7 protein-coding genes are annotated in these 6,675 nt (G+C 65.0%); 3 read left to right on the top strand and 4 right to left on the bottom strand.

Annotated elements, in window-relative coordinates:
* Positions 1 to 80: 80 nt before the first annotated feature.
* Positions 81 to 230, bottom strand: a complete 150-nt coding sequence (locus tag ACIA5D_RS51605; protein ID WP_396038101.1) for an SAM-dependent methyltransferase — start codon at positions 228 to 230, stop codon at positions 81 to 83.
* Between the two features lie 453 nt (positions 231 to 683).
* Here ACIA5D_RS51605 and ACIA5D_RS51600 point away from each other — a divergent pair, with 453 nt between their 5' ends.
* Positions 684 to 1,100: an SRPBCC family protein gene (locus ACIA5D_RS51600; protein WP_396038100.1), complete on the top strand. Its 417-nt coding sequence runs from the start codon at positions 684 to 686 to the stop codon at positions 1,098 to 1,100.
* A gap of 83 nt (positions 1,101 to 1,183) precedes the next feature.
* Here the strand turns inward: ACIA5D_RS51600 and ACIA5D_RS51595 are convergent, their stop codons facing one another.
* Positions 1,184 to 1,612 carry a tyrosine-type recombinase/integrase gene (locus ACIA5D_RS51595; RefSeq protein WP_396038099.1) on the bottom strand — a complete coding sequence of 143 codons (429 nt, stop codon included), beginning with the start codon at positions 1,610 to 1,612 and terminating at the stop codon, positions 1,184 to 1,186.
* A 1,418-nt stretch (positions 1,613 to 3,030) separates the two neighbouring features.
* Positions 3,031 to 3,402 carry a hypothetical protein gene (locus ACIA5D_RS51590; RefSeq protein WP_396038098.1) on the bottom strand — a complete coding sequence of 124 codons (372 nt, stop codon included), beginning with the start codon at positions 3,400 to 3,402 and terminating at the stop codon, positions 3,031 to 3,033.
* Positions 3,403 to 4,257: 855 nt separating this feature from the next.
* Between ACIA5D_RS51590 and ACIA5D_RS51585 the strand changes: the two genes are divergently transcribed.
* Positions 4,258 to 4,392 (top strand): hypothetical protein, encoded by a 135-nt coding sequence (locus ACIA5D_RS51585; protein ID WP_396037772.1) that lies wholly within the window; start codon positions 4,258 to 4,260, stop codon positions 4,390 to 4,392.
* Positions 4,393 to 4,550: 158 nt separating this feature from the next.
* On the opposite strand, the gene ACIA5D_RS51580 is transcribed toward ACIA5D_RS51585, so the two are convergent.
* A complete protein-coding gene (locus tag ACIA5D_RS51580; RefSeq protein WP_396038096.1) occupies positions 4,551 to 5,783 on the bottom strand; it encodes an IS110 family transposase in 1,233 nt (410 codons plus the stop codon).
* A gap of 284 nt (positions 5,784 to 6,067) precedes the next feature.
* On the opposite strand from ACIA5D_RS51580, the gene ACIA5D_RS51575 reads away from it, so the two are divergent.
* Positions 6,068 to 6,571: an IS5 family transposase gene (locus tag ACIA5D_RS51575; RefSeq protein ID WP_396038095.1), complete on the top strand. Its 504-nt coding sequence runs from the start codon at positions 6,068 to 6,070 to the stop codon at positions 6,569 to 6,571.
* Positions 6,572 to 6,675: the final 104 nt, after the last annotated feature.

Genomic DNA, 6,675 nt, shown 5'->3' with positions numbered 1-6,675 from the left:
CGATCTACCGGAGACCTCCCTACTTTTCGATCACCGACACGCCGCCTGTGACCTGACCAGGCAACCACCAACGCCAGTTCTTAAACACGGCCTAGCCGACGCTGTGCCCAACACGCGATCGACTCGTTGCTGGCGTGCGCAATCGCCATGTAGCTGCCCGGCGGCACGGCGTCAAGTAGCCGGTTGATGACCGCCTGCGCCTCGTCATCGTCAATGACGAAGTTCAACACGCCCAGCAGGCAGGGTCAGCGCGACCGGTTGAGTGAAGTCCAACGTCCTGGCGGCCTCCTGCAAGACCCCGTCCGCTCGGCGTGGCGGAACAGCGAATCTTGCGGAGTCCGGGCCCGCCTTGCGGATGATCTTGCGAGCGGCCGGACCGTACTGCGGGCGAGGTGACCAGGGCCGGCGCGCCTCCGGGGCTTTGACATGCTGTCTCTGGCGATCAGCGTAAGCAGCATGATTGCGGGCTGGCTCGCCCTGTGGATCGGCCCCGGTTGACGGCCCATCAGGCAGCGTCGACGGCCCTGGACTGGGCGGCCGTCGATATACCGACCGTCGGCGCCTTGTGCGGCGGTCTTCAGCTGAAGAAATCACTCGATCAGCCACCCCATAGCTGGCCTATGACCGTCGTTGCGCAAGAGCGTTCAAGACACCACCCCGGCTCAGCGGCCAGACTCTCCGGCATGGCTTCCATCATCGTGGACACCCCGATCGCCCTGCCAGCTGACGCCGCCTGGGCGGTGATTGGCGATTGGGCGACCGGCCCCTCGCGCATGGCCCCCGGCTGGGTCACCGACGTACGGACCGAGGACGACCACCGCATCGTGACCTTCGTGAACGGAGCTGTCTTCCGGGAGCGCTTCATCGGCATCGATCAAACGGCACGGCGCCTCGCCTATGCCATCAGCGGTGACGCTGTCCATCCCGACCACCACAACGCTTCCATGCAGATCCTGCCCGACGGCCCGACCTCTTGCCGCTTGCACTGGATTCAGGACGTCCTTCCCCACACCCTCGCAGTCCGCCTCGAGACAGGCATGACGGCGAGCGCGAAAGTCATCAAATCGACCCTCGAATCCTCCGACGCGGTTCCACGGTGACCGCGCTGATACAAAGAAAGACGAATTCAAACCGTGCTGGACTGAATGCGCCTTGGCACTCTCTGGACGCGCACTGACATCGGCTAAGTCGCGCGCTGACCGCTACGTTCCGGAGGCCAAATAGGCGGCGAGGATGTAGTTCGGGTGGCGGTCGAGGGCTTTCGGGCCCAGTCGTAGCGCATGGTGGTCCTCGGGTCGACGTGCCGAGCTGCGATCTGCCCATCTCGCAGGCCGACGCCTGCGTCGAGCATGGTGGTCACGAACGTGTGGCGGAGCATGTGGGGATGCATTCTCGGCATCCGGATCCCGGCAGCATCGGCCAGATGCTTGAGCCGGCGGGTAGCGGCATGCCGGTCCATCCGGGCGCCCAACGTGTTGCGCAGGATCGGACCACCGTCACGTCCGTCGACCGCCCGATCGATGGCGCGGGCCACCGCGGGCGGCAACGGGACGAGGACGACTTTGCCGCCCTTGCCGCGCACCCGCAGGACACGGTGGCCATGTTTCTGCATTGCCCAGTCACGGCGCCAACTGCCGCATGGCCATCTCCCCGGCGTAGTACTTGGCCTCGTTCCTGCGCCATGTCGATCTTCGCTCCCACCAAGAACAACGCCGTGGCCCGGCTGGAGCACCTGCTCCAGCACTCCAGCCCATCGCGGCGCCCACCTTCGATCTCACGAGCCGACGGGAACGATACGGGACCTCCGCTCGGGACATCGGCAGGTTCCGGCGACGGCTCGCTGTCCGCGCTGAGCTGACTCACCGTTCTGCGCCTAGAGGATTCCCGGTCTGTTCTACGCGGGCGTACGTAGTCGGCTGGTGAGTGGGCGAGGATCTGGTCGATGACGCAGACCCGGTAGGGCCGACCGCGACCGACCGCCGGCGGGAGACGGTCGAGGGCTTGGTGACGGCGGACCCCTGCAGCCAGCGTACGTAGCGTTCGATCTCGGTCCGGCCGAGGTTCAGCGGGTTGAGGTTCTGACCTGCGCACCAGGTCAGGAACACCTCGAGATCGGAGCCGATGTGCACCCAGGATTCGCCCCGATACTGGCCGAAGTATGCGGCCATAGCCGCTCGCAGCACGCGACCGCCTGCGGTGGCAACGGCGTGATCAGAACAGGAGACGATGTCATGATCTACCGCGCGTTACCCTCAGCCCGAGCGCTACCGCCCGTGATGCGGCAAATGAGCATGCACGGGCGGGACTCCGGCGGCTCGGCCGAGATACGTTCTTCCCGTGCCCGAGGACAACGCCGCCACCGAGGTTGAACCCCCACAAGTCTGGATCTTCCACGGCTAGGACGCGCGGTTTGCGTCCGCGGTGTTCGAAGACCGCGACGCCGCCCTGCAATGGGTCGAGCAGCACCAACTGACTGGCGTCGTCACCCAGTACCCCTCGGCACCGGCTGCTACGACCTTGCCCTTGCGCGAGGTCTCTTCCATCCGACCAAGCCCCACCACGGCACGCCGGCGCACGTAGCCGCATTTTCCCCGGCAGGCCAACACATCCACGTGCGAGACGGGCATCCCGAGTGATCGAAAGCGCCGCCACCATCCGCGCATTATCGGCGGCAGATGCGGACGTCCACCGATCAGGCAGGCTGCGTCATCGGCCGTGGAGTGGACGCGAGATTACGGCCGTTCCAGTAGGCCGCGTCGGCGACACGCACATGGTGCCGGCATCGTCGAGGTCTACGTCGACGATCTCTTAAACGAACTCCGTATAAAAGTCCGTGGCGTGGGTGTCGCCGGATCAATGGATGACGAGATGCGGGTCAGAGTGGCGCCCCGGCCGAGTGTCGTCCGCCAGGGCGATGACCAGTGCCAGCTTCTTGTCCATCGGGGCCTCCGCGGATTGATCCGGGCGCGGCCGCCAGCCATGCCCGGACGGGCAAGTCACGTTCTCGGACATGTCTTCCGGCCACCTGCGCTAGGGGAACCTCCACTCGCTGCAGCCGCGGTAGTCGCCGCTGGGCGCGCCATTCCAGATCCCGCACACACGGAACTCGCTGACCCGATATCCGGGCGGAGCCACGTAGACGCTGTACCCGGGTTCGTTGTTGTTGACGTCGTACTGTAGGAACAGGTCTGGACTCACACACAGATCCAAGTCGACGCAGCGCGCAAGGCCGTCAGCGTAGATTCTGATCCCGTCGTTTCGCTGATCTTCGACGCCGATGCGCGTGGCGGCGGTGTTGGACCAGGCGTGACCGCGGTTTCCGTAGTAGGCATGGACGACCGCCGCGTGTGCAGGCTCGACCAATGTGATCGAGCCCAGCAACCCCACGAGAACGGCCAGCAAAGCCTGACCCATCCTTCGCAAAGCGCTCACCTTCCTTCGAGTCCATTCAGTCCAGTCAATCCTCGCGGAGGAGCGTCCCTTTGCAAAGACTTGGACCGCGTGTATTTGGGGTTGTTGTCGTGTGCAAGGTCGTTCGTTGACCTGGTGTGGGGTGATGTGGAGAAGTACTACCCGGATGCGTTGTGGCACCTCACGCGAACGTTGCTGCCGGCGCATCCGGAAGGCATCAGCGTGGCGAGCGGTGGCGTACCGACGATCGGGCCGTGCTCGTCGCGATCTTGCGTGTGCTGGAGTCGGGCTGTCCATGGCACAGGCCGCCAGACTAGCTACCCTGCCTTGGCGAATTCTCACGGGGCAGAAAGCGGAGAAAGCACCTGTACTATTCTCCTACGTCGAACCCAGGACTCACATCGAAGAACGATCTATATTCTCCGATATGCACTCACATCGGCAGATCCGCATGCCCGTGTGGCTGTGCCTGCGCCGCCCTCGTCTGGCGTGCTCCATCTTCTAATTCTCCGAAGCCGAGCAGCGCCTGGACGCGCTCATAGTCGCTGGCTTCGTAGTCGCCGGCCATCTCCAGCAAGCCGTCGGTGACCCCCGAAGACCACGCCCTTCACAACGTCGTCGGGATCGCAGGTGGCCCACCGGGGTCGGACAAGTCCGTGAAGTCCTCGGACTCTGGCGCCGCCTCAGCAGCACCTCTTGATCATCGTGGGAGCCGGATGGGGCGTAAGGTCAACATGCTGTACGGACTCCGCGACCGTCATGCGGACATCTTTCAATCGCCCGCAGGCCGCGATCAGGCGAGCACGACGCTGCACGTCTACCGACCCGTTTCAGGGAGGTTCGATCATGTCCAAGGACTCGACGACCAAGGCGAACGTCAAGAAAAAGGGCAAGACGATCAAGGAGAAGCAGACGGCGAAACGCTTGAAGCGCGACGAGCAAAAGGGCCACTCCTCGAACATCCCGCCCACGGGGCACTGAGCACAGGCCAACGCCCGAGACCCTCGACGACACTGAATCCTGATCGGGCATGCCCATGCCTATCGACATGCATGATCGGCGTACCGCGCAGGGATGAGCCCCAACCACCGAGCCCACGCCGCGGGGGCGCGCGTAAAGACATCCCAGGGGCTTGAATGTCAAGCAGCTGCTTCGTTGAGGTGATGCGACCAGGCGGTCGTCTCGTTGTAGACGGTGCCGGTTTTGAGGCAGCCGTGCAGGATGCCGACGAGGCGATTGGCGAGTTGGCGTAGGGCGGCGTGGTAGTTGGCGCCGCGGGCGCGTTGCCGGTCGTAGTAGGCGCGGGCGCCCGGCGATGCTGTCAACGCGGAGAACGCCTGAGTCATCAGCGCGTCGACAAGCCGGTCATTGTGCACGAAGCGGGCGGCGACGGTCTTCTTCTTTCCCGACGCGCGGGTGATCGGGCTGGTCGCGGCGTAGTTCTTGCGAGCTTTGGCCGAGGTGTAGCGGTGGTGGTCGTCGCCGAACTCGGCGAGCACCCGGGCGCCGAGAATCACACCGAGTCCGGGCTGGGACAGGATGATCTCAGCGTCCGGGTGCCGGCCAAAATGGGCCTCCACCTGCCCTTGCATGGCCTTGACTTGCTCGTTGAGGGTGACCAGCAGCGCGGCCAGGGCCCGCACCGACGCGGCGTAGGCAGCGATGACCTCGGCCGGCCGGCCGAGGTGTTCGGCACGTAGGGCGACCTGGATCGCGGTGGCCTTGGTCGGGATGTCGCGGCGGCGGGCGCGTTTGAGGGCAGCGCTGATCTGGCTGATGGTCAACCGGGCGGCGCTGGCCGGGTCGGGGGCCTTCACGAGCAACTCCAGGGCGTCGGCGGCGTCCAAGTCCTCGAACGCGACCAGTGCTGCCGGGAAGTATTCCCGCAACGCATGCCGCAACCGCTGACCGGCGCGAGTGCGTTCCCAGATCAAGGTCTTGTGCATACGGGTGACGACCTTGACCGCCTCCGCCTCGGCGGTGTCCCCGGCGATCGGCCGCAGCTGGTGCGAGTCGGTACGCACCATGTCAGCCAGCATGTGCGCATCGGCCGCGTCGCTCTTGGCCCTCGATACGGCAAGGCGTTCCCGGAAACGGGCCGCCTGCAACGGGTTCACCGGAAACACCGTGTACCCGGCGGCGACCAGCGCCTGCACCCACGGACCCCGATCGGTCTCGATACCGATCTTCACCCGCGCGGCGACATCCTCGGCGTCAACATCGTCGCCGAGTGCCTGACCGATCATCGCGTGCAGCCGTGTCATCCCCGCCATGCCCTCAGGCAGCCGAGCCTTGGCCAGCCGACGGCCGGTGGCATCCATCACCTCGACATCGTGGTGGTCCTGCGCCCAGTCATCTCCCACGAACAGCACCACATCTCCCGCCTCTCGAATCGATCACGATCGGTAGCCACGGGGAGAACCATCAGCGACCTAATGAAGCAGTGCTCACGCCACAACCGGGCGGGCACGACATCCCATCAGCGATCAACTCTCCACACCGACCAGCTGGGGCACGATCTTTACGCAGGACTGAACGTCCAGGGGGCAAGAGTGCTCACCAGCCAGCGGCTACCAACACAGGAGTCTGCCGAACGGCCCACTCCCAGAACTCATTAGGGGGTTGAGCGCGGCCGAGTCGCGGGCAGCCCAAGGGGATGGGTCGCTCGCGGGGAGGACTGAGCACCAAACTGCATCTGCTCGCTGAGGGACGCGGGCGCAGCCTGGTCATCCGGTTCACACCTGGGCAGGCCGCCGACACCAAGGAACTGGTGCCGCTGCTGGACAACGTCGCGGTGGCCAGGCCGGACGGTGTGGGCCGGCCGCGTAAGCGTCTCGATCATCTGCTCGCGGACAAGGCGTACGGGTCGAAAGCAAACCGGCGCTCGCTGCGGGCCAGGCGGATCCCGCACACGATTCCCGAGCGCGATGATGTGCGTAAGAGCCGGGCGAAGAAGGGTTCTCGCGGTGGCCGGCCGCCGAACGTCAACGAGCAGCGGTACAAAGACCGTAACCAGGTCGAACGGGCCTTCAACCGGCTCAAGCAGTACCGGGCCGTCGCGACCCGCTACGACAAGCTGAAACAGCGTTACGAGGCAACGGTAACCGTCGCCGCGATCATGATCTGGCTCCGCGCGAAACCCGACCGGAGCCGCCCATGATCCGTCAGATGAGCCGCCATGATCTTTCCGGACAGGTGGGCCAAGTAGAATTGGTTCGCCTGGGAAGGAAGAACAGTTGCCTCGTCCAAAGAGAAGTTTCTCGC

This window comes from Actinoplanes sp. NPDC051513 (assembly GCF_044454685.1).
Taxonomy (GTDB): Bacteria; Actinomycetota; Actinomycetes; order Mycobacteriales; family Micromonosporaceae; genus Actinoplanes.
The sequence above is the reverse complement of the archived record's forward strand: the minus strand, read 5'-3'. Positions and strand labels throughout refer to the sequence as shown.